The 1,347-nt window shown below is 71.3% G+C and carries 1 protein-coding gene; it reads right to left on the reverse strand.

The window, feature by feature from the left end:
- Positions 1 to 1,347: SbcC/MukB-like Walker B domain-containing protein (locus D183_RS0114245; RefSeq protein ID WP_017909594.1), on the reverse strand; the 1,347-nt coding region annotated here is incomplete at both ends.

The raw sequence follows: 1,347 nt of genomic DNA on the forward strand, positions 1-1,347 counted from the left end.
TGGCACGCGTGCCGGCGCGTTTGCCCGGCGCCGCTGGCGACGCCTTGCGCGGGGTCGACTTGGCGCCATTGCCGCGGCCATCGCGCGCCTTGGCGGAGGCACGCGCCGGCAACGCATCGGTATCTGCCACAGCGATTGTGCCGGGCTCGGCGATGGTGGCCGCTGCGTCTGCGGCCGGCGGCGGCAGATCGGCGCCAGCCTGGTCCACCGCCGCCCCGGATTCCACCGCAGGCGTCGCCACCTCGTTGCGGCTGCGCTCGGGCAGCTTCAACCGGTGCGCCTGCTCGTCGTATTCGATCAGCAGCACGCCGGAGTTGTGGCGGCCGCTGATCTCGACGAAGCAGGCGCCGCCGATGAACGGCTCCAGCGTCATCACCGACTTCAGCGGCGTGGCCACCACCATCTGGAAGCCGAAGTTCTCGAAGATGTTCATCGCCAGCGCGGTGAACTCGTTGTCGGCCTTGTCGAAGGCCTCGTCCAGCACCACCGCGGCGTAGCGCGGCAGTTCGCCGTCCTCGCCGCCGAGCTGGTAGCGCAGCGCCGCGGCCAGGCAGGTGGTGGCCAGCTTCTGCCGCTGGCCGCCGGACTTGCCGGCGCCGCTGCGGTAGATCTCCACCTGCGCGCGGCTGTCCGCGTCCAGTTCCACGCCGACGAACTCCACGTGCTGGCGCACGTCCAGCACCTGCTCGCGCCAGCGCCGCAGTTCCGGCTCCTGCGCGCCGAGCCGCTGCACCAGCCCGCGCAGCATGGCGAACTGCGCCTCGGCCAGCGCACGATCCTCGGTCTGCTGATGGCCGAGCACGGCGCGCAATTGCTGCTGGAACTCCTGCACCTCGAGCAGGCGCCGGTCGCTGACTTCGATGGTCAGCAGGGTGCCGCGGTTGAACGGCACCTGTTCCAGGCTGGCGTTGACCTCGTCCATGCGCTGCTTGATCGCCTTGTGCGCTTCGGCCGTGTAGCGCTGCAGGGCCAGCAGGTTGTTCTTGCTCTGGGTCTGCAGCAGGTCGAAGAAGCGGCCTTCGTGGCGCGGCAGGCCGTCGCTCTCCAGGCGCTGCAGGCGTGCCAGGAAGTCGTCGGCGCTGGCCAGGCTGACGGTGAAGTCGCCGCTGTCCTCCGGCCACTGCTGGCAGTAGCGGCGGAAGCAGTCCAGCACCTGCTGGCTCAACCGCGCATCCTGCGCCTGGCTCTGCGCCAGCTGTTCGCCGAGGCCGCGCTCGACGCTGCGCAGATGCGCCTCCAGGTTGTCCAGGCTCAGCGGCGGCAGCGCCGCCAGCCGCGCGTCCAGCCCCGCCACCTGCGCCGGGCCGATCACCGCGGTGGCCACGCGCGCGGCGCAGGTCTCGCGCT

The organism is Xanthomonas sp. SHU 199 (assembly GCF_000364665.1).
In the GTDB taxonomy this organism is placed as follows: Bacteria; Pseudomonadota; Gammaproteobacteria; order Xanthomonadales; family Xanthomonadaceae; genus Xanthomonas_A; species Xanthomonas_A sontii.